Below are 24,735 nucleotides of genomic sequence, written 5' to 3'. Positions count from 1 at the left end.
AATCACTCCACAATCGCATCAACAGCCACTGTACGGCTGGCGGTTATTCGCCCAGATCGACAAATTCCAGTGCTCTCGAAATGGTAGTATTGGACAGTTTCATCTACATAATCGGTAGTTAAAGTACAACCGGAAACGGTAACGCAGTTTTGCAGACCAGGAACTGCAGCGAAGGAAAAAGTACTTAAACTATCGCAACTACCAGAACCATCTTGAGTTAGCGGGAATGCCTCTGCAATATTACGCTCCATTGATGATTGAGCCGCGTGCAATGCTCTTGCCCCGTAAACTTCATGAATAACAGCATCCGAAGATGAGCTGAGTAATTTAACCATAGTCAAGCCTAAGATGGTCATAATAACAATCACAAACAATGCAATAATAAGCATACTGCCAGATTGTTGTTGCATGCTTTTTTGAAAAGAATTAAGGAACATTTGGAATATGTATCTCGTTGTTGAAAACAACGATCTCCTCATTCAATTCAAAGCGTAAAAGGGTGATAACAAACGCGTTCCTAGTTAAACTGGCTTCAGCAATTCGAAAAGGCATATCTTGAGTTGAACCAGATAAATCATTTTGAATATTCTCTGCCATTAAAACTGCTCCATCAAGTGACGTTGATTGAAAAGGGGACGTTGGGTAGCGTTGTTTACGGTATAGTTTGTTATCAGTGACACAAAAGCTCACAGGAGCACTTGTAATGTACGCTCGAGAACTGGGTGAATCAGTCTCAAATTGATGGCTTCCTTCTATGGTAACAACTAATTTTTTGGGGTCTTCATCGTCCAGCTCTGGTTCACTAGCAAGATAAAACCGTCGAGTAAAAGCGCCATGGACGTGTTCAACTGAGGTAGGGTAAACAATAATTGATTGTTCATTCTCAAAAGTATAATCATTAATAGCAGCGTCGGTGGCAATTAGTTTAATTTCATCTGTTGCAGGTTCTGGCGCTACAGGTATATCAAAATAAAAACTGCTAAATAGAATAGGAGTAAACTCCAAACACTGAATTGTACTATCGCCAGCAATACGCAAGCTGTTTGGAAGGGCGTTACTAATTTCTAAATTCATTCTCTGTATCGCGAACCTTCCTTGACTTAACAACTTGTCTCGCTCTACGACATCCACGTATATTTCAGTACTGGTGCGGATAAAACCCGCTATGCCCACCGACACCACGCTTAATACAACGAGTACCGTTATCAATTCAACTAAGGTAAAGCCGATTTGCTTCATCCGTTCCATCAGTAATTACTCCGATAAGCAGAAAATGCTATCGTTTCACCACCTGATGTGGTCACATTAACTAGAATCAATTTGGCAGACTGATCGGTATCCGTTACGCCATCCATGTCCCCGTCATAAGTTACTGACACCGAAACGCTAAAACCGGCATAAAGATTCTGGCCATCAACCAGCAATATTTCGCCTAACGAGTTCCGAATGACTGCGTCAGCAAAACCAGCCCCCTGCTGTAAACCATGATAATCATCTACGTCATCAAAATTGGAATTGGTGTTATTGCGATATTCTGAATCATCTGGACCAAAGCTTTCTATGGGAGTGCAACTCGACTCTCCAACGTCATCAAGGTCACCATCATTATTTAAGTCGTCATTACAGCGGATGCTATTTCCACTATTTTCGTCATAGCTCATCGCCGAAATTTCTCGGATAATTGTATTGGCTAACTCTGTTGCTCTAACTTGCATAATGGGATCAACGCTCTTTCCAGCTTGAGGAGATATCAAACTAGTAATAAAAGTCAACGCAACGGCAAAAACCACAATCCCGATAATAAGCTCAATCAAAGTAAAGCCGGTTTGGGCCTTAGAATTAGTCACAGGCATGAATATACCCCTGTGTTTCAATACAAACTGATACCTCGGTATCTCCTTGAAATGTAATCTCGATATCGTTAGCACAAAAGCCACTACCATTATTGGGGCAGCCAAATCGATTAAACAATATACTGCCACCTCCACTGATAATAGTGACATTATCAGCCGCCATTTCATCAATATTGGCAACTACATAAGCGGCTTCTTCTGAACTATCAATAGTGGACGAACACGACAATGCACTAGCGCTATTGCTGTAAACAAGTGTGGGGGGACCGAAAGAAGAGTTTGAGCCGGTAAAGATATTAACTTGGAAACAATAGTTTTCACGGGTATCGTTCATTGCACGTTGTTGCATAGTGCGAAGAGACGAGATTAATCGAGCTTGATAGGTGTATTCTGCTACGCCACCGGAACCCTGAAAACGAGGAGCAACGACGACGGCGAGAATACCAAGTATCATAACCACCACAATAAGCTCCACTATCGTGAAGCCTTTTGTATGTTTAATATTAGATGATATTTTCACCGTAATTCATCTGCAAAAAACCAGTTTTAATTGGCTTTGCTGATTAACAGCCAGCGCTGACTACAGTTATGGTAGGTGCGCTATTCGCATCAGCTGCATCAGTGTAGAGAACATGACAAGTGTCAGTACTATAATCGGTAGCAGTCGCGCCAGGGGCTATACCGAAAGTTCCAGCAGCAGGGGTGTCAGCGTCACCACTTCCCAAGACAAAGTTGAAGTCGGTACCAATATCTAGTTGCATCCAACCAGCCAGCATTCCTGCTGTCATTAGCTCTGCATCTGGATAACCAAAGTCAGTTTGCACATCCACACCACTTACAGTCACCTGAGAAGTAGCATCTCCTGCGTTAGCTACAGTTTGTTGACCTGCAATAGCTGACTTTGCGTACACCAACTGTGCACCGTTTTGCATAGCTGCTTTTACGCCTTTAAGAGTACTTGCAGTAGCATCACTGCTTAAATCGATAAATCTTGGCGCGGCAGTTACCGCCAAAATACCTAAGATCACAATGACTATGATCAATTCTATTAATGTAAATCCGCGTTGTTGTTGCATGGTAACATCCTCATTTTAAGTTTAATAATGTCAAAAATTTTATAAATTTTAAATAGCAAAATATTAAATTTGGGTATACTTATTTATACTCTGTTATGTTTTAGTTTCAGCTTAATTATTACTAAAAACAATAACCTGACCAATTCTAGGGTCATAGATAAAACCATTACCAGAATTTCTATCAGTGGGTTCTACGGTTAAATTTTTAATAGTCTGGGTTAGATAATAAAAACATAAATCGTTTCCACCAGAACCTTGCCCGTCGCTTGAGTTGGTGAAGTAACGATAATCCTCAAAAGGTAAATCCCCCCAATCAGAAGAGATCGTAGGTGCACTTTGCATGATTAAGTTAAATGTACTTTCACAATCAAGATTGCTTATATTGTCATCTTCAGTACTCGAATCGTTGCTCAGTTGACCTGTCGGATAACCAGTATCTTTGTCTATTCCTACCTGCACCCCATCAATCTCTACAGATGTAATGTTAGTGCCAAAGTTTTCATTTGGACGACCTTCTAATTCCCAAGCTGCTCGAACTAAACCAACACCCGTTGCAAATCCACCAGCAACACCTTCAACGGTAGCATCTTCGGCATCTTTAGTAATATCCAACATTCGTGGCAATGCTGTGGCTGCAAGCAACCCCAGAACGATGACCACTACGACAAGTTCGATAAGGGTGAAACCCTGTTGTTTAGTTTGCATGATTAACCTACCTTTTAGCTGATTAGAGGTGTTAAATGAATTATCCATATGCGACCTCCTCATAATACCCAAATTAATTTATATAAATATTTTCTATAACCATCTAACTTGTTCAACAACTTATTAAAGTCACGTCATACTAAGCTAAATTTTGTGTTTTCTTAATCCAATAAAGGGCCTACTTGTCCGCTGGCAATTTGATATTCGAAATAGGGCCCTACCGACAACCTAAAACGACATTTAGCGTCGTTTACCGCGTCTTCAGGATCCGTATCAGTAAAATATTCCGGATACACTTTAAACCCCTCAACGCTCATAGAAACATTGAGAATAGTTTGCCATAACTTTTCGCAGCCCTTAGTACTGGGTGCTGTTTTAGGGTAACCATTTAAACCCATTTCAATTGGACGTCTGTCTTTTTCTACAGCCTGCTTGTCTCCATCAGGCTGCGATTCGTAATGCACTAATATGATTATTCTAGGCCGGCCTTCAGCCTGCCATTGCCAATGGGAGTTAGTTACACTTTGTGAAAACCGTTGCTGTAAGTTTTCCATAGCAATGTACTTCATATCAGGCGAACTTTTATTAAAATACAGCACAAAACTGGTGAGAATAGTGACAAACACTATCAGCACTACAATTTTGCCAAATAACTGGCTGCTACTTTCTTGTCCTGCCTGATTCTTATCCAATTTAATTCCTAATTACACGCTATTATGGAGCAATTAACTGCCTTTGTAAGCGCCCATCATTTCCCACATAGGGGTAAAGATACCTAGCGCCAATATCATCACCATTACTGCAACAATAATTATGAGTATAGGTTCAATTTTAGACGTTAAACTCTTTAAGTCATAATCCACTTCACGTTCGTAGTAGTCGGCTACCTCTGCTAGCAGTTCGTCCACACGTCCAGTCTCTTCACCTACAGTAATCATTTGCATCACTAGAGGTGTGAACAATTCACTTGAATGAGCCACACGAGATAAACTTTCACCTTTCTCTATACTACGCCGCATATTTAAAATCCGTTCAGACATGTAACGGTTAGCGACCGCATCAGCAACTAGATTTAAAGCCGTGGTAAGAGGAACTCCGGAAACCAACATCATAGAAAAACTTCTGGCAAAACGGCCCAAAAGTGTGCGCTCTAATACCCCCCCAATAACCGGTAATCTTAATTGTCGTTTATCCCATTTATAACGACCAACATCCGTATTTAAATAACGCCTAACCGCATAAATAGCGCCACCGATGATAACTAACATAAACGGCCACTTAGTTAAAAACATATCTGACATGCCGATCAAAAAACGAGTCATTAAAGGCAATTCGGCGTCAAACTTTTTGAACATGTCGGCAAACACAGGGATAACAAAGATGTTCATAATAATTAACGCTGCGATTAACGCTAAAATCACAAAAAATGGATAGCGCATTGCCGACTTAATTTGTTTACGCGTTTCCTGTTCTCGAATCAAATAATCAGATAATTGCAAAAATGCTTCGTCTAACTTACCTGTGTTCTCACCCACATGGACAACAGAAACAAATAGCTGATTAAAAATTTCAGGGTGTTGATGCAAAGCAGATGAAAGGGTCCGCCCTCGCTCTAACTGTTCAGTAACGTCTATTAATGCCAATTCCATTCGTTTTGAATTGGTCGAATCTGCGAGTCCATTGACCGCACGCAAAATAGGAATACCCGCACGAGTCAAAGAAAACATTTGGCGTGAAAAAATAACTAAGTCTTCTAAACTAACTTTTGGCGTAAAAAAGTTTATTTCATTGGTTTGTTTTTTATCACCACTTTGTTCATTATTTTCATAAATATTAAGGGGAATAACATTGCGGCTAACTAAAATTTTAGCAGCCGTAGACTGATCCACGGCTTCAATCAAGCCACTAGTTAGCTCACCATTAGATGTGCGTCCAGTATAATTAAACTGCGCCATCTACCTCACCTTCATTACTCACAACAGTATTATTTTGTTCTTGCTCTTGGCTGTTACTATTATCACTTTCAGCAACCATTTCCACTAACCTAAGTACCTCTTCCACAGTCGTTAAACCTAACTTCGCGTAAGACAGGGCAACACTGGCCAAAGGTGAGTACCCTGGACTCTTCAAAGCGGCATGACTAAATGCCACCGTATCTGAATTTTTTAAGGCGTCCATCATTGAGTCGGTCATTTCCAACAACTCGAATACCCCTAAACGTCCACGATAGCCTTTTTGATTACAGCTTTGACATCCCACCCCTTTTTTAAAGGTGGCATTTTTGGCATTTTCATCTATGTTTCCCAACCAAAACATTTCTTCTTCATTGGGAGTGTAGTCAACCTGACAGTTATCACATATTCTTCGCACCAATCGTTGCGCTATAATTGCCCGTAACGAACTGGCAACTAAATAACCCGGCGCTCCCATATCCAAAAGACGTATAGCACTGCTTATGGCATCGTTTGTATGCAATGTAGATAAAACTAAGTGACCCGTTAATGCTCCTCGCAAGCCTATTTCTACAGTCTCTGCATCACGCATCTCACCCACCATAATAATATCGGGATCTTGACGAAGGGTAGTTCTGAGGATATTGGAAAACGTGAGGTCGATTTTATTATTGATTTGAACCTGATTGATTCTTGGCAATCGGTATTCCACTGGATCTTCAACTGTGATGATCTTAGTGTCTGGTTTATTCAACTCACTCAACGCACCATATAAGGTGGTTGTTTTACCCGAGCCAGTAGGTCCTGTCACCAGAATCATCCCGTGGGGACGTTGCAGTAAAACTCTTAGGCGTCGCAACATATGGCCAGGCATTCCAGTTTGATCTAAAGTCAGCAAACCTGCAGACTGGTCAAGTAAACGCATGACTACAGACTCACCGTTTTGAACCGGCATAGTTGACAGACGCACATCAACTATATGGCCTTTAATACGGACTTGGGTGCGCCCATCCTGAGGTAAGCGTTTTTCAGAAATATCCAGCCCAGACATCAACTTCAAACGAAGCACTAGTGCTGATGCGATATTCTTTTCTTTAATAATGGTTTCTTGCAAGGTGCCATCAACACGTTGACGGATCCGTAATAATCCCTCATCGGGTTCAATGTGAATATCAGATGCTTTGGCTTGTACCGCATCTTCAAAGATAGACTGCAATAAACGAGCAACAGCAGTGTCTTGTTCGGACTCTAGACCACTGGCAAAGTCGAACTCATCCTCGTTTTGATATTCTTCGGCCAACTCCTGAGCGAACGATGCGATCTCTTCAGTTCGTCGATAAAAACTATCGTATGCTTCAAATAATTGAGCTTGAGAAACTACGGCTAACTTTAAGGGTTTAGACAACAATGAAGAAAGTGCATCAACCGCATTGATGTCTGCAGGATCACTCATCCCCACTAAAAGGTGGTCGTCTTGGTCATCAAGAACAATTGCTCGATAACGACGAGCTTGTACCTCTGGCAATAGTTTCACACTTTCTGGCTGTACCCGATACTCAGGTATGCTAATAAGTGGCACTTTCAAATGCTGCGACAAAAAAGTCAGTAAATCGTGTTCTGAAACGAACCCTTGCTCAACCAAAACAGCACCAAGCTTCCTACCGGATTCTCGTTGAGCTGACAACGCCTGCATCAGTTGCTCTTCGGTAATTATGTTGTTTTGAACCAACAGATCTCCGAGACGGATTTTAGCTTTAGGCTGCATTATTTAACCCCTGCCAAGTAGCGTATTCTTTGCTCAACAAATTCTTCCACCTCGACGGACATTTGGGATAATTGTTTAACATTCTGATAGGCATCTAAAGCCCCATTCATATTTCCTAGACGTTCTTCAACCACCGCTAATCCGAGCCACCATTTAGCGTTTGCAGACTGGCTTTTAGCTAATTGCTGATAATCGATCCTAGCCTGCGCAAAATTATTGGCTTTTTGAGCCAATGCAGCTCTGTAGGCTAAATAATCCGGTGCTTGATAAGCCGATACCCGGTGCGCCATTAATAACTCAAAACCTTGATCAGGCTTTTTCATTTGTTCATACAGTCTTGCTTGCATAATTCGCAGCTCTAAATTACCAGGATACAAATCTACGCCTGTTTGCAGAGTTGTGTTGGCTTTTTCATGATTGCCTTGAGCAAACAACATTGAAGCCAGTCTTTTTCTAGCGGCGGTATTATCTGGTGTAACGTGTACAAGTTTAGCTAGTAATTTAATTGCAGTTCGGTCATCGCCGCGCTTCAGCGCCACTTGCACCTGTTGTTTTAACGCTTCTTTATCAACTGCAGCTTTACTCGACTTCATTTCGAATACACTACCATCCGTGTCTACATTAGCGACTTTTTTAGGTTCTGGCGGTTTAGATGCTGACTTCATTTTAGTCAGCTTTTGTTCAACTTTAGTTATCTCGTCCGTTCCAACTTGGGCAACTAATTGTATTTCTTGCTCAGCTTCAACCACGTCATCTTCAATTGAATGTAGTAATTCATTATCAGTGTTTTCTACCTGGCTTTTTGCGTTTTTACTATCACCTAAATTATCGTTAAGTTTTGCTTGGCTTAACTGTTCCGATTGATTAACTAGATCATTATCGAGCACTGTTAGTTGATTGTTAATTTGGGTATCGGTAACAACTTCAGGCGCTAAATAGGGTTTCTCTACAAGTTCTATTTGCGAGCTTTTTTCAGACTTTTCGACAGTGTCTATTAACTCGCCTGTTTCGTTTTTTTGCGTAAATAGACTGTCTTTAAAGAACCAAAATACGCAGATAATTATCAGCACAATCAGAAAAGCATAAATACTTAGAAACGATTTTTTGCTTTCTGTTGACGGACGATAATCAGCTGACAATTCAGGGTCAGCCTTACGCTCTTCTAGGTCTTGCAGCATTTTATTTACAACACTCATAACAGCCAACTTTCATAAACAAAGGTTGCAGTTAATGCCAATAAAATTAACCCTACAATAATCAAAATAAGACGTAAATGTTTGCTAGGTAATAATGCCGCCTCAGTATCGTTGATGGCTAAGTTTACGTGCTCAAGTGAAACTTCGTGCTTACCTTCGCCATATGCAAGCATCAACGCCTTATGGCATAAGACATTAACAATTCTCGGTGTACCTTTACTCGCTTTGAACAAACGCTCACAACATTTTTTGCTGAATAACTCCTGTCCCTTATATCCAGCAACTGCCATACGATGTCGAACGTACTGATAAACTTGGTCAGCATCCATTAAACGTAAATTATAAGAAAAAGTAATTCGTTGTTTCAGTTGGCGTAGTTCAGGCAATGCTAGCTTTTCATCTAACTCGGGCTGACCGAACAAAACAACTTGTAATAATTTACGCGACTCCGTCTCTAAATTCGTCATTAACCTTAACGCTTCAATACTTTCCATTGGTAAAGCCTGAGCTTCATCAATGATCAAAACAACACCTTTGTTTTGTTGATGTATGTGAATAAGAGCTTGTTGTATACGATGCGTAAATTCCTGCTGGTCAGAATGGTCCGTTAACGCAACGTTTAACTCATTAGCCACAGAGCGACGCAGTTCAGCAGGGCTCAGAAACGGATTGGGGATGTAAGCTGTAACGAAATCTCCTGGTAACTCATTTAGTAATTTACGGCAAATCAGGGTTTTACCTGTACCAACTTCGCCTGTTACTTTAATAAAACCTTCACCGGTTTTAAGGGCAGTAACCAACACAGCTAACGCTTCTTTGTGACTCGGAAGACCAAAGAAGTAGCTAGTATTAGGCGTTAATGTAAACGGTAATTCCTTTATACCGTAATGGTACAGGTACATAGTGTTATTCCACGTATAACCAGTCGGCCATTTGATCACGGCTTTGCTTTAATTGCTGCTTCCAAGTATTCGCATCAACCACTGTGGGTTTTAATAAAATTACCAACTCTTTTTTGGTTTCAACATCGTTTTTACTTTTGAAAAGGTTACCAAGTAATGGAATGTCACCTAATAGCGGGGTTTTTGAGTCGCTTTCTGACACTATTGACTGCATCAACCCACCAATCACGACAATTTCACCCGAGCTTGCATGAATAACGGTATCCGATTCCCGAATGTTGCTTTGTGCTAGAGGCAAAACATAACGCTCTTCGTTTAAGGTGATGACTTTTTCCTGTTCGTCAGTTTCGATAACCGAAGGATGAATATGCAGCAACACGCCACCCTTATCATCAATTTGCGGAGTCACATCCAATGCTATACCAGAAAAGAACGGTGTAAGTTCAATATTCGGCGTTACTGTAGTGGTGCCGGAAGTAATAGTATTTTGATTGGAAACTTCAGTCACAAAGTACTCATCATCACCTACTTTTATGACTGCTTTTTGATTATTAGTTGCTGTCACTCTTGGGCTAGATAGAACTTGCACATTACCCTGAGTTTCAAGCAACGTTAAAACGCCGGAAAAATCTTCATTTAAGAAAGATAAACTGGTGACATTACCAATAGCAGCACTAATTTGATTACCGAAGTTACCAGCAGTAGTAGAAAAGCTGACTTGGGTACTACTATTACTATTAGCAATTTGATTCCAATTAATACCTTGTTGATATTCATCACTCAACGACACTTCAATGATTCTAGCTTCTAAGACCACTTGTCGTTTTATAATCTCTTCAGATACTTTTAGATACTCTTTAACGCTACGGATTTCTCCGGGCATCGCACGAACAGTAACTAAACCTGCTTGAGGAGTGACCATAACCATACGCCCTTCTTCAGCCCCAACCATCGACTGTAATGTCTCTTTTAACTCGCTCCAGAAGTCGGTTTCGGTTCTAGTGCTGATATTAGTGCCATTAATATTATTACCACTGGAACTGCCACCTAAGTTATTTCCTGTAGAAGAGTTACCAGTGTAGTTATTAACACTATTAGTATTAGAGTTTTGATTATTTTCGCTTTGGGTTACGCCACCAGAGGAAATACTCGTTTGGGTTGTGCCATCACGTTGCATTAGTAGGTAATTGACAGGGAAAGTTTCGGTGCGCATGCCTGCAGGAAAAACGCGAAATATTTGATCAAACTTTTGAACATCATACCCGTATAAATCGGATACTAAATCAAACACTTGTTCAAGTGAGACCTGTTTCAAACTTAAAGATATAGCGCCTTTAACTTCTGGATGAACCGCAACACTGTAGGGTGTGCCTTCTACTAAACTGCCAAAAAAACTGACTGCATCAACGGCTTTGGCACTGATATCATATTTTTCATCATCAAAAAGAGGTTCTTCACTTAACGATTGGCCAGGTAGCAACGCCTGACTCACTGCATCTGGCAAGTCATTTAGGGGCGTATTTTGTTTACCCTGCATGGACTCAACCTGATATTGCATTGCTTGATCCATGGACTTTTGCGCAGGCCCGGTTTCTGATGTTGATTGACAGCCAAACATGGCTAGCGACAATCCTAAAAGTACAATTTGCTTAGAAGTCATTCGATGCATCTTTTTTAATTGAGTGTTGATTTAATAACAAATCGGTTTCACGGCCGTCTACAACCAATACGACACCGTCTTTATTTATCTTTTTCACTTGGTTTCCTCTCCAAGTTTGCCCTTCAGCAACGGAGTCACCATTTATCACAGCTACTTTACTATTAGCTTTAATAAATACAGCCGTCAATATAATTGGCGCTGGACCATCTTCGCCTTCAGTGCTTTTAAGAGTAAGTAACCCAGCCCCTTTCGGTTTAGTTGGATCTATAAGTTGTTTTGCTTGAAGTGAAAAGCAAAGCAGCATTCCAATGCATATAGCGAATTTACGACTCATTGCGAACTCCAATAAATGCGCGACTGGTGCTTAGGGTATAAATTTCAATTTGAACCGAAGCATCTGGATATTCTTCAACCTTGTATTCGAATTTCTTCCAATAAAATTGGTAAGGCAAAGCTTCTACTTTTTCCAAATATTTTTGAATCTCAAAATAACCACCTTGCAATGTTATTTGCACACCATGTTGGTACAAATTGACATCGGTCAGTGCCTGCTCTTCTTCCAGCTTTAGTAATGGAGCAGGAGCAATTGAATGCATTTCGATTAATTTAAGTTGATCAAACTGTTCAAAAACTTGCTCTAGAAGTATCGGCATACGGGATGCTGGTACTAAGTTTGCTGTTTGCGCGTTGAGCATCTCATCCGCTTCAGATATTTTTCGTTGGACAGATTTCAATCGCGCTTTAATTGCCGCATCAGGATCTTCTTGCAAGGTTTTTTGTAATATTGCAGTTTTTCCATCTAAGCTATTTACTTCTGTCGATTGTCGTTGAATTTCCATTTTTTCTCGTTCCCATTCATCCAAAACAGGCTCGACCAAAATAACGTACCCCCCCAACAATATAAGCGCTAAAACAGCAATGAAGGTTAGAGCACGTTCACGAGTAGTGAGAGCGGAAAATTTTCTGCGCAGATCAGTATATTGATTTCCCAAAGACTGACTCATTGCCCCTTCCTCTTCATATCATCTAGGTTAGAACTAAGAATAAACTGTAATTGCTGGTCTTCATTACGAAACATACGGGTGCCAGCGAACTCAGTATCTGCAAAATAACTTGCTTGATTTAGTTTCGACAACCACTGGGGCAGCGCTTTAGAGTCAGTAGTCGCGCCTTCCAAATAAAGGCGACGATCATATATCGAAATGTTCGTTAACCATAAATTAGCATTGTGATTTTCTGCCAAACCTATCATTAAACTCGAATAACCTTGACCTCTTTGAGTTTGACGACTGTCCAGCTCATCTAAAATAGTGCGTTTCATTGCCAGTTCTTGCAGATGTTTTTCCACATCTGCCACTATTGCCATATTTTGAGCTCGAGTGTCTTTCGTCTCTATTAATGATTTTGATAATTCCTTTTTTTGTACAATTTGGAAAAGCAAGGAGTCTGTTTGTTTCTTCGCGTCAGTCAATGCACTGTTCGCCCATAACCAAGCAACGACAACACAAATAATTGATAACGTGGCCAACCCTAAAAGAAAATTCAAATTGAGAAGAATAATTTTGGATTTAAAATCTTCTCTATAAAAATTAATTCTAGTTTTCATTGGCACTTCCGTTCTTCTGTACAAAAGCCGCACCTAAACTTCCGATGAAGCTGCTACGATAAGTTAACTCTTCAGCATGTTTAACGTCGATATGCATGGGTTCTACTGTCATAAAAGTTAACTGCTGCATCATTTGCGCTAGTTTTTCTAAATGGGGGGACTCGATTGCTAATAAAATCTTCTTCACTGGAGCTTGCCTAAGCTGGCTCTCGAAGTAATCCATTGACCGCTGAATTTCGACGCTCAAATTATCTCCAACGCCCATTTGCAACTCTTCTTCACTAAAGGTGGGGAGATTTTCGTAGCCACGTAATCGCCTAGAAAAATAAACCTGTCCTCCTTTAATAATATTAAGACACATCTCTTGGCAAGACTCCTGAACAAGTGTAAGTATTGCATCATCGTCAGACTCGACTAAGTCAGCCATGATAAGTTCTAAGATACTTATACTCTTTAAATCCAAGCCGGTGTGCATTATACCGTCAGTAAGCTCTTCAAATGTATTTTCAGGTAAGGCCACTACATTGACTTTATTTTCACCTGCGCTTTGCACGGGTAACTCAAAGTAGTCGACAACTATGTCCTCTTGGTTTGGCATTAGGTCTTTGACACTCCAAACCAATGCCTGAGCCAATTCACTATCGCTCACTTGCGGCTTTTCTAATTGTTGAATTTGATAATGACTAGGACTTAGAACGACATGACAAGGGGTGTTAGTTAATGACTCTTGAGAAACATAATTTCGAAGATGCTTCTGCCAATCATGAATTGGTAGTAACTGTTGCTTCACCCAGGTGATATTTTGCAATTCATCAGTTAGCACCGAAACTTGAATTGAATCTTCGCCAAATTCAAGCCCTACAGAATAAAACTTCGAAGGTGTTTTTAACCGCTGCTTTAGATACTCTCGCCAACCTGCGTGCATAGCTCACGTTTTTATATTTTATGTGTTATCAATCTATTACAGCAAACTTTTACCTAAAGCGCCACAATAAAAATGCTTTTTTGAATTCAATTTTATGGGTAATATAATCTCCCTAAGAATTTATACTTGAATAGTTTTTATTCTCTTCACTATTCCAATATCCTTTTTTATATAGTTTTAACTTAAACGTTTGAATAATAGTAAGCACGATTAACTCTACATTTTATATTTTTTGGGAGTGTGCTAATGAAGTTTAGGAAGTGAAGTATAATGGGTAAAGCTTTAAGAGGTGCTCAAGACTCACAGATGGTCTTGCCATTACCCGCGTAAAAATTGAGTAGACGATCAAATTTGTCAGGGTTGTTCCATTTTTCTCGAATATTGCAAATATAAGGGTAAAATGCACGAATAAACGCTCGACCATCGGTATCAAAAAACTGTTCTGCGACAGCATCATCACACAAGGTAAGATCTCTGCACATTATAATCTGCTCATAAAAAGTAAAAATTTGATCTAGAGGCCCAGACAATTCATCGTCTTCAACCTGTTTGTTGATAAAATTTTTATAACGGTTAGCGATATTGTCTGGTTTGATGCTTGAATCCGTTAACAGTTGATTGATTTCATCTACATGTAATGTCATGGAGTCGGTAATTTTTAGTCGCGCTTGCATCAACAAACCATCACTATGATAACGCTCCACAAATGCCATACTGCGATCAACACGCACTGCATCTTTGTGTTCCAAGTATTGGAAAACCCCAAAGATGCCACCGATGACCACCGCAAGTGCAGCAATCCATGTTCCTGCCACTTCGGCGATTTGCAGCTTTAGTTCTTGTGGATCCATTAAGGTTTGCAGACCGGTAAACTTTGATTCACTAAGCAGGGATCATAGCCTCTTTCCGAATCATCACCGCTCTCACAGCTTTCCTGCTCCTCACTGCTGCGGCATTCAGGCTCTGCTTCGCTAACATCGGTAGACTGGCACCCGCTGATAAGGCATAAACTAAAAACGATATAGAGTAACGATAGATAGGACGCTAAGCGTTTGCTTGGATTCATTTTTTTTCTCTATTTTTTGCTATGTATTAACAATACTATTAGTCTTAGTTAATTGCACAAAAAAATAACAATTAGAGAGCAAATAATGAACAGTCGCTATTTAATGGTATTGTTTCTAACGTTTTGCACCGTACCTGTTACCTTCGCAAGCCCTTCCATAAAAGACATTCGATTTGTCACTGGTGCCTCTTTGGGATACAGCAACTTTTCGTTTTCAGAAAAACTGGATCATGAAATAAGCTTTCCCAGTATCAATATTCCCTTGGTCATGACCTTCGAAGACTGGCAAGTGTCTGCCAACTTACAAACAACCTTGAACGATGCAGATATATCCGAAGAAGAGGATACTGGTAAAGCGTCTCGTGATGATCTAGACATTACATTAGGTTATCGAATATCCAAAAATTGGACGCTGTTTGGCGGCTATAAATATGGCAATACCAACATCCAATTTACCCCTCGAGATATAGACGAAGAAGAGGATCTCAGTATTACCAACGAAAGATACAAACAAAAAGGACCTTTTGTTGGCGTAAGTTATCATTGGCACTTCGAAAAAGCGGGGAGCCTAAGTTTATCTGTGGCCTTTGCTGACCTAACTGCGAACAACGTTTTTGCTGAAAACACTGATGAAGAAGAGGAAGAAGAAGAAACCTTAGAATTTGATGATCTAACCGGAGCTGTCTCTGGTGACACCCGAGGTTTTAGTTATAGCTTAAGTTGGACAATGCCGGTTTCCAGCAACTTGCTGTTTCAAACCCGTTTTAAGATTAATGACTACCAACAAGATATCCATTATAACGGTGTTGAATTTAAAGGCATTGATGAATCGTTTACTTCATTACACGTGGGCCTAGCTTACGTTTTTTAAAAGCCATTCAAAATACCACTATATTAGGGACTTCCTTGTTTTTGGGAGGACTGAAGTAGACTTCACCAAGCAACGAGGAATGTTCCCATGGGATTTGTCGATTGCGAGTTTCCCTAGCCACCCCAGCTCTCACTTTCTTAAAAACCTCTTCAATCGAAATACTTTCAGAAATATATTTAAGCAAATGTTTAGTGTATACACCATTATCACTCTTACCGTCTAAAGCCACGCCGCCAGGCTCAGTGGCAAAGGCAATGAGCGTAGCCGACGGAGCTTTCACTGGAGCTAGACCTTGAGACACTAAAGCACTACCGCTTTCTCCAAATGGATTATTACGACAAGCATCTAAAATCACAATATTTTGTAACTCATTCGTACTTTTCATCAGTTCAAATAGATGGGAGAGATTATACAACTGATCAACAAATTCCTGTTCACTTTCAAACTTGATATTAAGAGGGATGAGGTAATTCGCATGATTAATTTGTATTGCATGCCCCGCATAATAAACAACAGCTAACTTTTGACTACCAGCAGCCATGCTGACTTCATGGTAAAATCTGCTAATCCCCTGCTGTAACGTTAAGGAATTCGCGTCAGTTAAAGTGGTCACTCGAAAACCGAGTTCGAAAAAAGCATCAGAAATAGCTTCCGCATCATTGAGGGTATTTTTTAAAGGCGCTACTTGGTAATTTTGATTGCCAATTACCAACGCAAAACGGTCGAGATTAACCCCATAAGCACGACCTAAAATCGAGTACATAGTGATAACCGATAACAGAAGAAATACAATCCAGCGCATTTGACACCAACATTATAGAATCAGATATAAAGCATACTGCTTTATAGATTAATACTCAAAGGTACGCTTTTTACGATTCAGTAGGCTCATTTAAAGCAACACTTTCCATTCTTTCCCCTCCAAAGAACAGTGATTAAAGAATATTGGTTAATGAGTGTGTGAATTAGCGACATTAGGTTTTTTGGTCTATTACCAAGAAATGTAAGCTCAATAAGCAGCAGAATGAGCTTCTAAACATTGTCATGTAGTTTCAAAGGAATTGACAACTAACATTGATTTCCTGGCTATTGCTACCAGTAAAACTTGGGAGATACATGAGGATGGATAGCCGTACCCCAAACAACAATCACAGTTGTTCTTCGCATATCATGATAAAATTGCTTTATTGATCAACCAAGCCGACTATCGCTAGTTTTTACCTAAATAATGAGTTAAGCAAATACAATGCACACAAAAAACCTCCATAAAAACGGTTATAACTTTGATCAGTTAGTAAAATCTGTCCCTGAGCTTAGCAACTTTGTAGTGAAAAAACAGGGTAGGCGGGCGACCATTGATTTTGCCAACGCCAATGCCGTAAAGTGTCTCAATCAGGCGTTATTAAAACAGCATTACAAAGTAGCTTGTTGGGATATTCCTGACGGCTTTTTGTGCCCACCGGTCCCTGGAAGGGCTGATTATATTCATCATATTGCTGACTTGATTGCGACGCCAAATATTAAGGAAAGTGATGTTCGCGGCTTGGATATTGGTGTGGGGGCAAATCTGATTTACCCTATTATTGGTAGTCAAAGCTATGGATGGCAGTTTGTTGGTAGTGATATTAGTGACGACTCTCTGCAATCTGCTAAACGCATTATTGCCAACAACAGTAATCTACAAACACAGATCACAATTCGCAAGCAACACAACTCTCAAAGTATATTTGACGGTTTGATTCAAGCTGATGATACTTTTACCTTCACCATGTGCAATCCACCTTTTCACGCTAACGCGCAAGCAGCCTTAGCGGGAAATCAACAAAAAAATCGCAACCTTGGGCGGCATAAACAAAAAAGGCAGGGAGCAGGATCTCGACCTACCCGAACAAACAAAACCCATCTCAATTTTGCTGGACAACACAACGAGTTATGGTGCAAAGGTGGAGAGTCAGCATTTATAAAAAAAATGATTATGGAGAGCCAGGCTTACGCAAAACAGGTTGGTTGGTTCACTTGTTTAGTTTCCAAAAAAGAGCACCTAAATGACATTTATCGGCAATTAGAGCAAATACAGGCTAACGATGTTAGAACCATTGGCATGGACCAAGGAAGTAAAGTAAGCCGTTTTATTGCCTGGCAATTTTAAGCCAAAGTTTGCAAAGTTTTAAGCCAAAGTTTGCAAAGTTTTAAGCCATATTAGTAGCGAATAACTAACATGCGTTAACGTAAATTAATGAAATTAAGTTAAGAATTTAAGGCAGGATGAACCTGCCTTAAAGATTAGTGCAGAGCGACTTTGTTAGGCAAAATAGCTATTCAATTTGCTGAATAATTTTGATTTACATTAGTCTTAAAGCAATGTAGCCCGTAATTAGAAGGTTTCTGCGAACCTTACTGCGGAGTTTTTGATAACTTTCTTAGCCTGCTGAATCTGTTGCTTGTTTTTAGCGTGAACAACCACCGACCATTTGTTGTAACTTGAAGCATCTCTGGCCTCATTTACAACTGAATCATGATCCGGACGCAGTGATATTGCACCAGCAACAAGTAGCCCCATAAAAGTTCCTAAGGTTGCGGTGGCAATAGTTAGCATCACTGGACTAGAAACGGCGAACTGAATCCCGGCAATGATTAAAGATGAGGCAACGAGTAATCCAATGACCATTCCTATCAAACCCAACATCAGATGAGAGGCTAGTAGGGTTTTACCAACGGCCTTAGTTTCCGGCTCTATCTTGCTTGCGAAGTGTCGATCTTTAGGGGAAACAATTGCCAATTCATCGTTTGTAAGCTCAGCATCACTTATTAATTTTTCTGCAGCTTTTTTTGCTGTAGTTTCATTTTCGTACACACCAACAAGTTTGCTTGGGTGTCGCTCTTGGATAATATTTGTTTTCATAATCACTCTCCTACTACTTTAAATATGACGCTAGGTTGAGTTGAAGTGAACTATGCCAATTCCTACCTTTAATTAGCGTTACTTTATCGTTTTATGAGCAAGGTAAATGCCAGTTTTAATGATCCGAATAAATTGCAGTAACACGGGAAAAGCAAAGGCGAATTTAAATCGGTTATAAGCAGTAATATGTGAAAAATGATAATGCTCATTGTTGAACAAATAATTTTCCTAAACAGTTGTATAGCATCAACTTTATGAAAATAATGCAGCTATTATGAAATTGCTGAACAGCGCGCAAGTTAATCCTAGGCAATTGGGTTGTGATGAGTTTACAGCTAATTTTTAGCTAACCTCCTAAAGCTAAATACAAAACTGGACAAAGACAAAAATGTGAAACATTTTCATGCTGTGTAATTTTTACCCAAAAAAATACCCCATTTATTCGATGCCGGAGTCCCATTATCTCCCTATTCAGAAAATTGGTTAATTTCCACGAACTTGGATTACAGGATTAAAATAGGTAGAGTATTTTCCTCCCTTACCACTTAGGAAAACGTTTTTATGCCCGACGGGACAGCTTGTAAATCGGCAGTTAGCTCCCCCAAAACTCGTTATCAGTCTCTTGTAGGCACGAAACTTGTGGCAGATCCTGCCCAAATCCAAGGGATAAATGAGCTAGAGCGGTTGTTTCAGAGTCTAGGGTCATACAATAATAACCGCGGGAGCAAACCCAAAGGTGTTTATCTTTGGGGAGATGTTGGTCGCGGTAAAACCTTTTTAATGGATTTATTTTACGATTGTTTGCCAACAGAAGGTAAATTGAGGCTTCATTTCCACCGTTTTATGGCGCGCATACATCAGGCTTTGAAAGAGCATGCTGGGCAATCCGTTCCGTTAGTTAAAGTAGCTCAACAACTTGCCAATGAATATCACGTTTTGTGTTTTGATGAATTTTTTGTATCAGATATCGGTGATGCAATGATTTTGGCAGGCTTATTTACCAGCTTGTTTGAGCAGGGAGTGGTACTGGTAGCCACTTCAAATATTCCCATCGAACGCTTATATGAAAATGGCTTAGCTCGTCATAAGTTTTTACCTTGTATCGCCCTACTTCAGCAGCAAACACAGTCCATTCATCTAGCCGGCGTCCAAGATCACCGCTTACATATGAGTCCATCACTGACGGACATCTCCACTGTTGCGTCTAAATCAAATTATATTGGTTTGAGCTCAAAGATGAACTTTGCCGGCATCTTTAGCCAAATTGTTGCGGCAAATCAAACTGAGCAGATAAACCAAAACAGTGTCACTATTTGCCATCGACAGATTCCAGTTGTTCGCGCTTTAGAGACAACAGCTACAGATTCAGTAGTCTGGTTTGATTTTCATGCTTTGTGTGAAGGGCCTCGCTCGCAACTCGATTACATGGAAATTGCCACAAGATTCAATACTGTGATGGTCAGCAAGGTGCCTCAACTTGGCGGTAAAGTAAGAGGATGGATTAAAGCCAGAGGGACCGAAGATGGGATAGGTGACAATCAGGCGGCAAGTACCGGGGAGCGCGTTGTCTCCTATGCTGTTAAAGATGATATGGCGCGACGCTTTATAAGCCTGATTGACGAGCTTTATGACCAAGGAGTTAAGTTGTATGTCAGCACCGAGGTGCCCCTTACCGAACTATATTTAGAAGGTTCGCTCAAATTCGAATTCCGCCGTACCTATAGTCGCCTAATAGAAATGAGTCGAGGCTGAGGCCAACTAAATTAGTAACGAGACCGCGCACGCACAAACTAATGTGATAGCGTTAGTCTGAAAAGAAATGGACGTTAATTAAAGGAAATACAATGACAAAGCGAATCATAGCCCCTCTAACACTTGCCAGCCTAATGCTTTGCAGCGCACCTATGGTTAGTGCAAAACAAATCATTAAACCCGCTCCGTTAGTATCGATTGCCACCCAAGATAATTTTTTCGCAAGCATAAAAGCCCTGTGCGGAAAAGCCTTTGCCGGTAAAGTGACCATAGATAATCAAGGGCCAAGCAGTATGTCCGAGCAACCTTTGGTTATGCATGTAAGAAGTTGTACAGAGCAACAGTTGCAAATTCCGTTTCACGTGGGCGATGACGCGTCACGAACTTGGATAATCACTAAAACTGGTTCAGGTCTTTCCCTAAAACATGATCATCGCCATGCTGATGGTTCCTATTCAGAATCCACCATGTACGGCGGTCATACTCAGGATGCAGGCTGGTCACAGGTACAATCCTTTCCTGTAGACCAATATTCTAAAGAGTTATTCGCAAAAGCCGGAAATCCCCAATCCAGCACCAATATCTGGCAAATGTATATCTATCCAGAGGTATTTACGTATCGTTTGATCCGCGAAGGAAGAGAGTTTCGAGTGGATTTCGATTTGACCCAAGAAATAGACACACCCGCTGCACCGTGGGGCTATCAAGATTAAAAAAGGCCTAATGGGCCAATTAAATTAACTGACAAGTTAGTGCTGACCAAGGCTGTATAAACTGAGAAAATGAAATACAGTCTACAGAATAAAGGCCAATATTAGGATTGTATTATTGAACCTTATTTGAGAACTGTTTTATCACTAAGCTCCGGACTTCTTCCACGCTTTCGAATAATTTGGGGTTTGAGATATCGTTGCACATCCAAGCAATGGCAAGGTCTTTGTCCGGAATTCGGCTAAAGAAGGTATGAGTTCCTAGCCAATCACCAGTGTGAGAAAAGACTAGTAGCTCATCTTTTTCCCTAACAAATTGACCGTTAGCATACAAAACCCCATCAAAGGCTTCAAACTTGCTATTTGCTGTGTTCATATCCGCAAGTAATTGTTTAGGATTTTTACCCAGCTTCGGGGAATAGAAGTGACTATTCCATATCAACAAATCATCTAAATTGGTATGTAAGCCTCCATCTCCTACCCAAAATAAATTTGTCATATCAGTAACATAAGTTCCATCATCACGTTGCTTGTAACCATAGGCTCTATTTTTCACTATCTCCACAGGATCATCACTAAAGAAGGTGTTATTCATACCAAGGGGCACAAAAATACGCTCATGGGAATACTGCCTAAGGGACTGACCAGTAACTTTTTCCACTAACATCGACAACAAAAAATAGGCCAAATTACTATAACGGAATTCTGTTTCCGGTTCTAAGGCAAGGGGGACTGTGCGTACAACATCAAAGAACTCATGAATTGTCAGGTAGTCTTCGTTTCCTAAGCGAAATGGTCCACCAGCAACTGACTTTAACTCTATGGCCTTTTCACTTTTATCACCCTCGTAGGATGCAGCCATAAGATCATAATCACCCATACCAGAAAAGTGCCCAAGCATACTATTGATAGTTATTTTATGACCGTAGTCGGGTAAGGATGGAAGATATGTCCGGATATCTTCATCTAATGCTATTTTGTCGTCATCGGCTAATAATAATACGGCCATGGCGGTGAATTGTTTTGATACGGACCCCATACGGTGTACTTGTGTAGCGTCTAAAGGCGTTTCAAGTTCTAGGTTGCTTAGTCCATACCCCTTTTTATGGATAAAGTGGCCTTCATGGATAACCCCTAAGTTACATCCAGGAGTGCCATCCTTTATAGCCCGCTCCATAATCGAATCAATAGCCTCATTGAACTCATTGGCATTAACAGGGTTAGAAACGCTTAGCGAACCGGCAATCACTATAGCTAGAATAGATTTCATTACGCCTGCCTTGGTTTGTTGTTTGAGTAGGTCTACAGACCAAAATATAAGCCATTTTTCATCAAATAGTCAAAAAATACGCAGAGTACAAAAAGGGTTAACTATCGTGATCTATTAAAGGGGGTGAGATAAGGAAATTCGGCGCAAATAAAAAGCCGTATTCATCTGTGTTGATATTTACTGCTGTAACAACACAGAATTCTACGGCTTACTTTTTATGAATAGACTTTACTGTTTACTGGTAAAAGTAAGGACCCGTCCAGCGGTATTTTTTGCCATTAACTTTCAAACTATGCTTGGCGGTTTTTGAAGCATTTTCGTTGGCAATAATGAACAATTGTTGATTACCCGCCAAGTCCGTAATAGTCACTCCTGTGTAGTTTTTATTATCAACAACCACTTTCAAATCAGCAATATTACTTTTTGAGTTTTGCGATAACTCAGTTACAGGTCCGTAAGAACCATGAGGCTCGATTACAGATACAAACAATGTATCTTGCGCATTTCTACGCAGTAATAAAGACGCATCACGGCGCAAGTTAAACTCAGGATCATTTGCACCTATGCGCGTAAACATCAATTCGTCACTGTTATCCGTCACAGCAGTTAAGGTGTAGTACTTACCATTACCTAACCACGAGAATTTTGAGTTACCCTCAACCCCATTGCCTTTACCTTCCACAAACAGATGTTGGTAACCATTATCAGCACCTAAAGGGCGCAAAACTTTTGGCGCATCATAAGCAAAGTTCATATCCAAAACCTGGCCCATAAAGTAATACGGGAGGTCATATTGGTTTTTGCTATCTGATTTGATACGCATGATGTCGAGTAAAAAGGCTTTCTCGAAACTTTCGTCTTTGATCACGGCCATAGTGCGGTGCATGGATGTGCCAGGATACGCATTAGTTTCTGTGGCGCTGACGACCTGAACATTGTCTTTTTCAGCATCAAAGGTAAACAACTCTGAGTGATGTTGGCTAGCAATGTCGTAGTTACCATTGAAGTGCTTTTTCTCATTTACCGACAAGGTATTATGAGCAATCGTTGTTTTCGCCCAAGTAGTGTTCTCTTTAAGGTAATTACCACCACCTTTTTGTTCTATATTTACGAATCGAGCTAAGCCGTAATCCTGTAAAACTTCATCACCCTTTTCATACAAAGAATAAGAAAGCTTATCGTAATGGCCATGACTCAAACCCTGAGCAGCATATTTGAATACTAGCGTGAGATCTTCGTTGCCATAGCGCAAAATCCCAATTCCACCTTGCTTACCATTAATACCGTCGCTTAAATTAATCGATTTTTTAGCAAACGCTTTAGCTTTGCCATCGCGCACACCAATCGCCGCCTCAAGACCAGACTCATCAATCAGAACCTGTCCTTGTTTCTCAACGATGCTCAATAACTCTGGGTTCTTATCACCGTAAAAGTACGCCAAGTTAACAGCTGACACTAAAGAGCCGGTGTAATATGACATGCCTTTTTGGCCATCGTTAATGGGGAAGAATTCGCCGTCGGCATCAGACAAGTTAAGTAATGCGTTAACCCCTTTAAATAACACGTTGTCTTTATGCTGTAACACCTTCAGTTCTGGACGATTATTTTCCATTGCCAGTGCCAGTATCAAGAATGGGTACATGGCATAACGTTGGTAGTAAGGACCTTCAGTATAATAACCATCAGGTGAGAAAGGTTCTTCTAGGTTGGCAAAGAAGCCTTTGCGTTGCCCTTCAACTTTGATTGTTCCGCCGTCGTTGTCTTTACCACCGATTTCCAAGCCGTCATCTTCAATGCCATAAAGTGCACGTTGAATCAGTTCTTCGTCATCCATTACCAAACCTATCATACCAACAGCTGTAACACCCCAAGTACTATGGTTATGAACTCGATTGAAAAACTGTGGATTTTCTAATGATAAAAAGTCTGCAAAAGGACGGAATAAATTAGTTTCAAGCTTGTCACGCTCACTCTCGCTCAAATAATCGTAAATCGCATCATAGGCTTGGCTCATATAAACCAGCCAGTTACTGTCGTTTAAACACTGCCAAAATAGTTTTCCTCGGGCTTAAGAGCGCTCTTGAGGATGAAGAGGTAAGTCTTTGTACATTGCTTCATATTGAAACAACATATCACGGATATATTTAGCATACTTCTCGTCTTCTAAAACTTGGTACAAGACTCCGGCTTTTTGTGCTGTAAAGAAATTAAGCTTGTGACGCTGGTGAGTATAACCACCTGAAAAGTCCTTTGGAATTGGGGTATCGATACCGGTTGCAATCTCTACGTCAACTTGTTGTTTTATCCGTGCTAGAGATTCATCAAACAACGGAACCTGACTTAAATTTGCTCTGATTCTTTCCACACCTGGTTCGGTCAGAATAAGATTTGGATGTTCCTTTGCACTAAGGGCGAAAGTCGAAATACTAATCCCGATGGATAGCAAGGTAACTGAGAACTTTTTTAGGTTCATTAAGTTTGGGTTCCTTTTTTAACAAAAGCCGTTTGGCAAATATTCACGATT

Annotated in this window: 25 protein-coding genes and 1 pseudogene; 4 read left to right on the top strand and 22 right to left on the bottom strand. The window is 40.4% G+C overall.

What is annotated here, in order from left to right; genetic code table 11:
• Positions 1 to 2 precede the first annotated feature (2 nt).
• The 18 genes from AB6T38_RS10160 to AB6T38_RS10075 all read right to left on the bottom strand — a co-directional run bounded on the left by AB6T38_RS10160 (position 3) and on the right by AB6T38_RS10075 (position 14,706).
• Complete coding sequence (locus tag AB6T38_RS10160; protein ID WP_372547210.1) at positions 3 to 437, bottom strand: type II secretory pathway protein; 435 nt, start codon at positions 435 to 437, stop codon at positions 3 to 5.
• A complete protein-coding gene (locus AB6T38_RS10155) occupies positions 427 to 1,248 on the bottom strand; it encodes a prepilin-type N-terminal cleavage/methylation domain-containing protein (RefSeq protein WP_372547209.1) in 822 nt (273 codons plus the stop codon). The genes AB6T38_RS10160 and AB6T38_RS10155 overlap by 11 nt, the downstream gene beginning before the upstream one ends.
• The gene (locus AB6T38_RS10150; RefSeq protein WP_372547208.1) at positions 1,248 to 1,853 is read right to left on the bottom strand and encodes a prepilin-type N-terminal cleavage/methylation domain-containing protein; all 606 of its coding nucleotides are present in this window, start codon (positions 1,851 to 1,853) and stop codon (positions 1,248 to 1,250) included. Before AB6T38_RS10150 ends, AB6T38_RS10155 begins: the two co-directional genes overlap by 1 nt.
• The gene (locus AB6T38_RS10145) at positions 1,840 to 2,373 is read right to left on the bottom strand and encodes a type II secretion system protein (RefSeq protein WP_372547207.1); all 534 of its coding nucleotides are present in this window, start codon (positions 2,371 to 2,373) and stop codon (positions 1,840 to 1,842) included. Before AB6T38_RS10145 ends, AB6T38_RS10150 begins: the two co-directional genes overlap by 14 nt.
• Before the next feature lie 43 nt (positions 2,374 to 2,416).
• On the bottom strand, positions 2,417 to 2,929 hold the full coding sequence (locus AB6T38_RS10140; RefSeq protein ID WP_372547206.1) for a prepilin-type N-terminal cleavage/methylation domain-containing protein: 513 nt from the start codon (positions 2,927 to 2,929) through the stop codon (positions 2,417 to 2,419).
• 111 nt (positions 2,930 to 3,040) lie between these two features.
• A complete protein-coding gene (locus AB6T38_RS10135) occupies positions 3,041 to 3,634 on the bottom strand; it encodes a prepilin-type N-terminal cleavage/methylation domain-containing protein (RefSeq protein WP_372547223.1) in 594 nt (197 codons plus the stop codon).
• A 161-nt stretch (positions 3,635 to 3,795) separates the two neighbouring features.
• Complete coding sequence (locus tag AB6T38_RS10130) at positions 3,796 to 4,326, bottom strand: hypothetical protein (RefSeq protein WP_372547205.1); 531 nt, start codon at positions 4,324 to 4,326, stop codon at positions 3,796 to 3,798.
• A 33-nt stretch (positions 4,327 to 4,359) separates the two neighbouring features.
• The gene (locus AB6T38_RS10125) at positions 4,360 to 5,589 is read right to left on the bottom strand and encodes a type II secretion system F family protein (RefSeq protein WP_372547204.1); all 1,230 of its coding nucleotides are present in this window, start codon (positions 5,587 to 5,589) and stop codon (positions 4,360 to 4,362) included.
• Positions 5,576 to 7,351: a GspE/PulE family protein gene (locus AB6T38_RS10120; RefSeq protein WP_372547203.1), complete on the bottom strand. Its 1,776-nt coding sequence runs from the start codon at positions 7,349 to 7,351 to the stop codon at positions 5,576 to 5,578. Before AB6T38_RS10120 ends, AB6T38_RS10125 begins: the two co-directional genes overlap by 14 nt.
• Complete coding sequence (locus AB6T38_RS10115; protein WP_372547202.1) at positions 7,351 to 8,547, bottom strand: tetratricopeptide repeat protein; 1,197 nt, start codon at positions 8,545 to 8,547, stop codon at positions 7,351 to 7,353. The genes AB6T38_RS10120 and AB6T38_RS10115 overlap by 1 nt, the downstream gene beginning before the upstream one ends.
• Positions 8,544 to 9,449: an ExeA family protein gene (locus AB6T38_RS10110; RefSeq protein WP_372547201.1), complete on the bottom strand. Its 906-nt coding sequence runs from the start codon at positions 9,447 to 9,449 to the stop codon at positions 8,544 to 8,546. Before AB6T38_RS10110 ends, AB6T38_RS10115 begins: the two co-directional genes overlap by 4 nt.
• Positions 9,450 to 9,453: 4 nt before the next feature.
• Positions 9,454 to 11,109 carry a pilus (MSHA type) biogenesis protein MshL gene (gene mshL, locus AB6T38_RS10105; protein WP_372547200.1) on the bottom strand — a complete coding sequence of 552 codons (1,656 nt, stop codon included), beginning with the start codon at positions 11,107 to 11,109 and terminating at the stop codon, positions 9,454 to 9,456.
• Positions 11,099 to 11,443, bottom strand: a complete 345-nt coding sequence (locus AB6T38_RS10100; protein WP_372547199.1) for a hypothetical protein — start codon at positions 11,441 to 11,443, stop codon at positions 11,099 to 11,101. The genes mshL and AB6T38_RS10100 overlap by 11 nt, the downstream gene beginning before the upstream one ends.
• Positions 11,433 to 12,113: an MSHA biogenesis protein MshJ gene (locus tag AB6T38_RS10095; protein ID WP_372547198.1), complete on the bottom strand. Its 681-nt coding sequence runs from the start codon at positions 12,111 to 12,113 to the stop codon at positions 11,433 to 11,435. Before AB6T38_RS10095 ends, AB6T38_RS10100 begins: the two co-directional genes overlap by 11 nt.
• Complete coding sequence (locus AB6T38_RS10090) at positions 12,110 to 12,715, bottom strand: PilN domain-containing protein (protein WP_372547197.1); 606 nt, start codon at positions 12,713 to 12,715, stop codon at positions 12,110 to 12,112. The genes AB6T38_RS10095 and AB6T38_RS10090 overlap by 4 nt, the downstream gene beginning before the upstream one ends.
• Complete coding sequence (pilM, locus tag AB6T38_RS10085; protein ID WP_372547196.1) at positions 12,705 to 13,640, bottom strand: type IV pilus biogenesis protein PilM; 936 nt, start codon at positions 13,638 to 13,640, stop codon at positions 12,705 to 12,707. Before pilM ends, AB6T38_RS10090 begins: the two co-directional genes overlap by 11 nt.
• Positions 13,641 to 13,933: 293 nt before the next feature.
• On the bottom strand, positions 13,934 to 14,491 hold the full coding sequence (locus AB6T38_RS10080; protein WP_372547195.1) for a hypothetical protein: 558 nt from the start codon (positions 14,489 to 14,491) through the stop codon (positions 13,934 to 13,936).
• Entirely contained in the window at positions 14,491 to 14,706 is a 216-nt protein-coding gene (locus tag AB6T38_RS10075) for a hypothetical protein (protein WP_372547194.1), read from the bottom strand. The genes AB6T38_RS10080 and AB6T38_RS10075 overlap by 1 nt, the downstream gene beginning before the upstream one ends.
• Positions 14,707 to 14,791: 85 nt before the next feature.
• On the opposite strand from AB6T38_RS10075, the gene AB6T38_RS10070 reads away from it, so the two are divergent.
• Positions 14,792 to 15,577: a hypothetical protein gene (locus AB6T38_RS10070; protein ID WP_372547193.1), complete on the top strand. Its 786-nt coding sequence runs from the start codon at positions 14,792 to 14,794 to the stop codon at positions 15,575 to 15,577.
• 7 nt (positions 15,578 to 15,584) lie between these two features.
• Here AB6T38_RS10070 and AB6T38_RS10065 read toward each other — a convergent pair whose 3' ends face one another.
• On the bottom strand, positions 15,585 to 16,379 hold the full coding sequence (locus tag AB6T38_RS10065) for a caspase domain-containing protein (RefSeq protein WP_372547192.1): 795 nt from the start codon (positions 16,377 to 16,379) through the stop codon (positions 15,585 to 15,587).
• A 444-nt stretch (positions 16,380 to 16,823) separates the two neighbouring features.
• On the opposite strand from AB6T38_RS10065, the gene rlmF reads away from it, so the two are divergent.
• Entirely contained in the window at positions 16,824 to 17,726 is a 903-nt protein-coding gene (gene rlmF / locus AB6T38_RS10060; protein WP_372547191.1) for a 23S rRNA (adenine(1618)-N(6))-methyltransferase RlmF, read from the top strand.
• Positions 17,727 to 17,951: 225 nt separating this feature from the next.
• Here rlmF and AB6T38_RS10055 read toward each other — a convergent pair whose 3' ends face one another.
• On the bottom strand, positions 17,952 to 18,479 hold the full coding sequence (locus AB6T38_RS10055; protein ID WP_372547190.1) for a hypothetical protein: 528 nt from the start codon (positions 18,477 to 18,479) through the stop codon (positions 17,952 to 17,954).
• A 561-nt stretch (positions 18,480 to 19,040) separates the two neighbouring features.
• On the opposite strand from AB6T38_RS10055, the gene zapE reads away from it, so the two are divergent.
• Both zapE and AB6T38_RS10045 read left to right on the top strand, forming a co-directional pair.
• A complete protein-coding gene (zapE, locus tag AB6T38_RS10050; protein WP_372547189.1) occupies positions 19,041 to 20,231 on the top strand; it encodes a cell division protein ZapE in 1,191 nt (396 codons plus the stop codon).
• Between the two features lie 107 nt (positions 20,232 to 20,338).
• Positions 20,339 to 20,944: a hypothetical protein gene (locus AB6T38_RS10045; RefSeq protein WP_372547222.1), complete on the top strand. Its 606-nt coding sequence runs from the start codon at positions 20,339 to 20,341 to the stop codon at positions 20,942 to 20,944.
• 112 nt (positions 20,945 to 21,056) lie between these two features.
• On the opposite strand, the gene AB6T38_RS10040 is transcribed toward AB6T38_RS10045, so the two are convergent.
• Together AB6T38_RS10040 and AB6T38_RS10035 are read right to left on the bottom strand one after the other, a co-directional pair.
• Complete coding sequence (locus tag AB6T38_RS10040; RefSeq protein WP_372547188.1) at positions 21,057 to 22,211, bottom strand: serine hydrolase domain-containing protein; 1,155 nt, start codon at positions 22,209 to 22,211, stop codon at positions 21,057 to 21,059.
• A 235-nt stretch (positions 22,212 to 22,446) separates the two neighbouring features.
• Positions 22,447 to 24,684, bottom strand: a pseudogene (locus AB6T38_RS10035) (alginate lyase family protein).
• Positions 24,685 to 24,735: the final 51 nt, after the last annotated feature.

Source organism: Aliiglaciecola sp. SL4 (assembly GCF_041538045.1).
Lineage (GTDB): Bacteria > Pseudomonadota > Gammaproteobacteria > Enterobacterales > Alteromonadaceae > Aliiglaciecola.
This window is presented reverse-complemented; position numbering and strand designations above follow the sequence as displayed.

What these genes read in the sequence shown, in the direction of transcription:
- AB6T38_RS10160 (WP_372547210.1), bottom strand. Translation starts at nt 437, where the DNA reads ATGTTCCTTAATTCTTTTCAAAAAAGCATGCAACAACAATCTGGCAGT.
- AB6T38_RS10155 (WP_372547209.1), bottom strand. Translation starts at nt 1,248, where the DNA reads ATGGAACGGATGAAGCAAATCGGCTTTACCTTAGTTGAATTGATAACG.
- AB6T38_RS10150 (WP_372547208.1), bottom strand. Translation starts at nt 1,853, where the DNA reads ATGCCTGTGACTAATTCTAAGGCCCAAACCGGCTTTACTTTGATTGAG.
- AB6T38_RS10140 (WP_372547206.1), bottom strand. Translation starts at nt 2,929, where the DNA reads ATGCAACAACAACGCGGATTTACATTAATAGAATTGATCATAGTCATT.
- AB6T38_RS10135 (WP_372547223.1), bottom strand. Translation starts at nt 3,634, where the DNA reads ATGCAAACTAAACAACAGGGTTTCACCCTTATCGAACTTGTCGTAGTG.
- AB6T38_RS10125 (WP_372547204.1), bottom strand. Translation starts at nt 5,589, where the DNA reads ATGGCGCAGTTTAATTATACTGGACGCACATCTAATGGTGAGCTAACT.
- AB6T38_RS10120 (WP_372547203.1), bottom strand. Translation starts at nt 7,351, where the DNA reads ATGCAGCCTAAAGCTAAAATCCGTCTCGGAGATCTGTTGGTTCAAAAC.
- AB6T38_RS10115 (WP_372547202.1), bottom strand. Translation starts at nt 8,547, where the DNA reads ATGAGTGTTGTAAATAAAATGCTGCAAGACCTAGAAGAGCGTAAGGCT.
- AB6T38_RS10110 (WP_372547201.1), bottom strand. Translation starts at nt 9,449, where the DNA reads ATGTACCTGTACCATTACGGTATAAAGGAATTACCGTTTACATTAACG.
- mshL (WP_372547200.1), bottom strand. Translation starts at nt 11,109, where the DNA reads ATGACTTCTAAGCAAATTGTACTTTTAGGATTGTCGCTAGCCATGTTT.
- AB6T38_RS10100 (WP_372547199.1), bottom strand. Translation starts at nt 11,443, where the DNA reads ATGAGTCGTAAATTCGCTATATGCATTGGAATGCTGCTTTGCTTTTCA.
- AB6T38_RS10095 (WP_372547198.1), bottom strand. Translation starts at nt 12,113, where the DNA reads ATGAGTCAGTCTTTGGGAAATCAATATACTGATCTGCGCAGAAAATTT.
- AB6T38_RS10090 (WP_372547197.1), bottom strand. Translation starts at nt 12,715, where the DNA reads ATGAAAACTAGAATTAATTTTTATAGAGAAGATTTTAAATCCAAAATT.
- pilM (WP_372547196.1), bottom strand. Translation starts at nt 13,640, where the DNA reads ATGCACGCAGGTTGGCGAGAGTATCTAAAGCAGCGGTTAAAAACACCT.
- AB6T38_RS10080 (WP_372547195.1), bottom strand. Translation starts at nt 14,491, where the DNA reads ATGGATCCACAAGAACTAAAGCTGCAAATCGCCGAAGTGGCAGGAACA.
- AB6T38_RS10075 (WP_372547194.1), bottom strand. Translation starts at nt 14,706, where the DNA reads ATGAATCCAAGCAAACGCTTAGCGTCCTATCTATCGTTACTCTATATC.
- AB6T38_RS10070 (WP_372547193.1), top strand. Translation starts at nt 14,792, where the DNA reads ATGAACAGTCGCTATTTAATGGTATTGTTTCTAACGTTTTGCACCGTA.
- AB6T38_RS10065 (WP_372547192.1), bottom strand. Translation starts at nt 16,379, where the DNA reads ATGCGCTGGATTGTATTTCTTCTGTTATCGGTTATCACTATGTACTCG.
- rlmF (WP_372547191.1), top strand. Translation starts at nt 16,824, where the DNA reads ATGCACACAAAAAACCTCCATAAAAACGGTTATAACTTTGATCAGTTA.
- AB6T38_RS10055 (WP_372547190.1), bottom strand. Translation starts at nt 18,479, where the DNA reads ATGAAAACAAATATTATCCAAGAGCGACACCCAAGCAAACTTGTTGGT.
- zapE (WP_372547189.1), top strand. Translation starts at nt 19,041, where the DNA reads ATGCCCGACGGGACAGCTTGTAAATCGGCAGTTAGCTCCCCCAAAACT.
- AB6T38_RS10040 (WP_372547188.1), bottom strand. Translation starts at nt 22,211, where the DNA reads ATGAAATCTATTCTAGCTATAGTGATTGCCGGTTCGCTAAGCGTTTCT.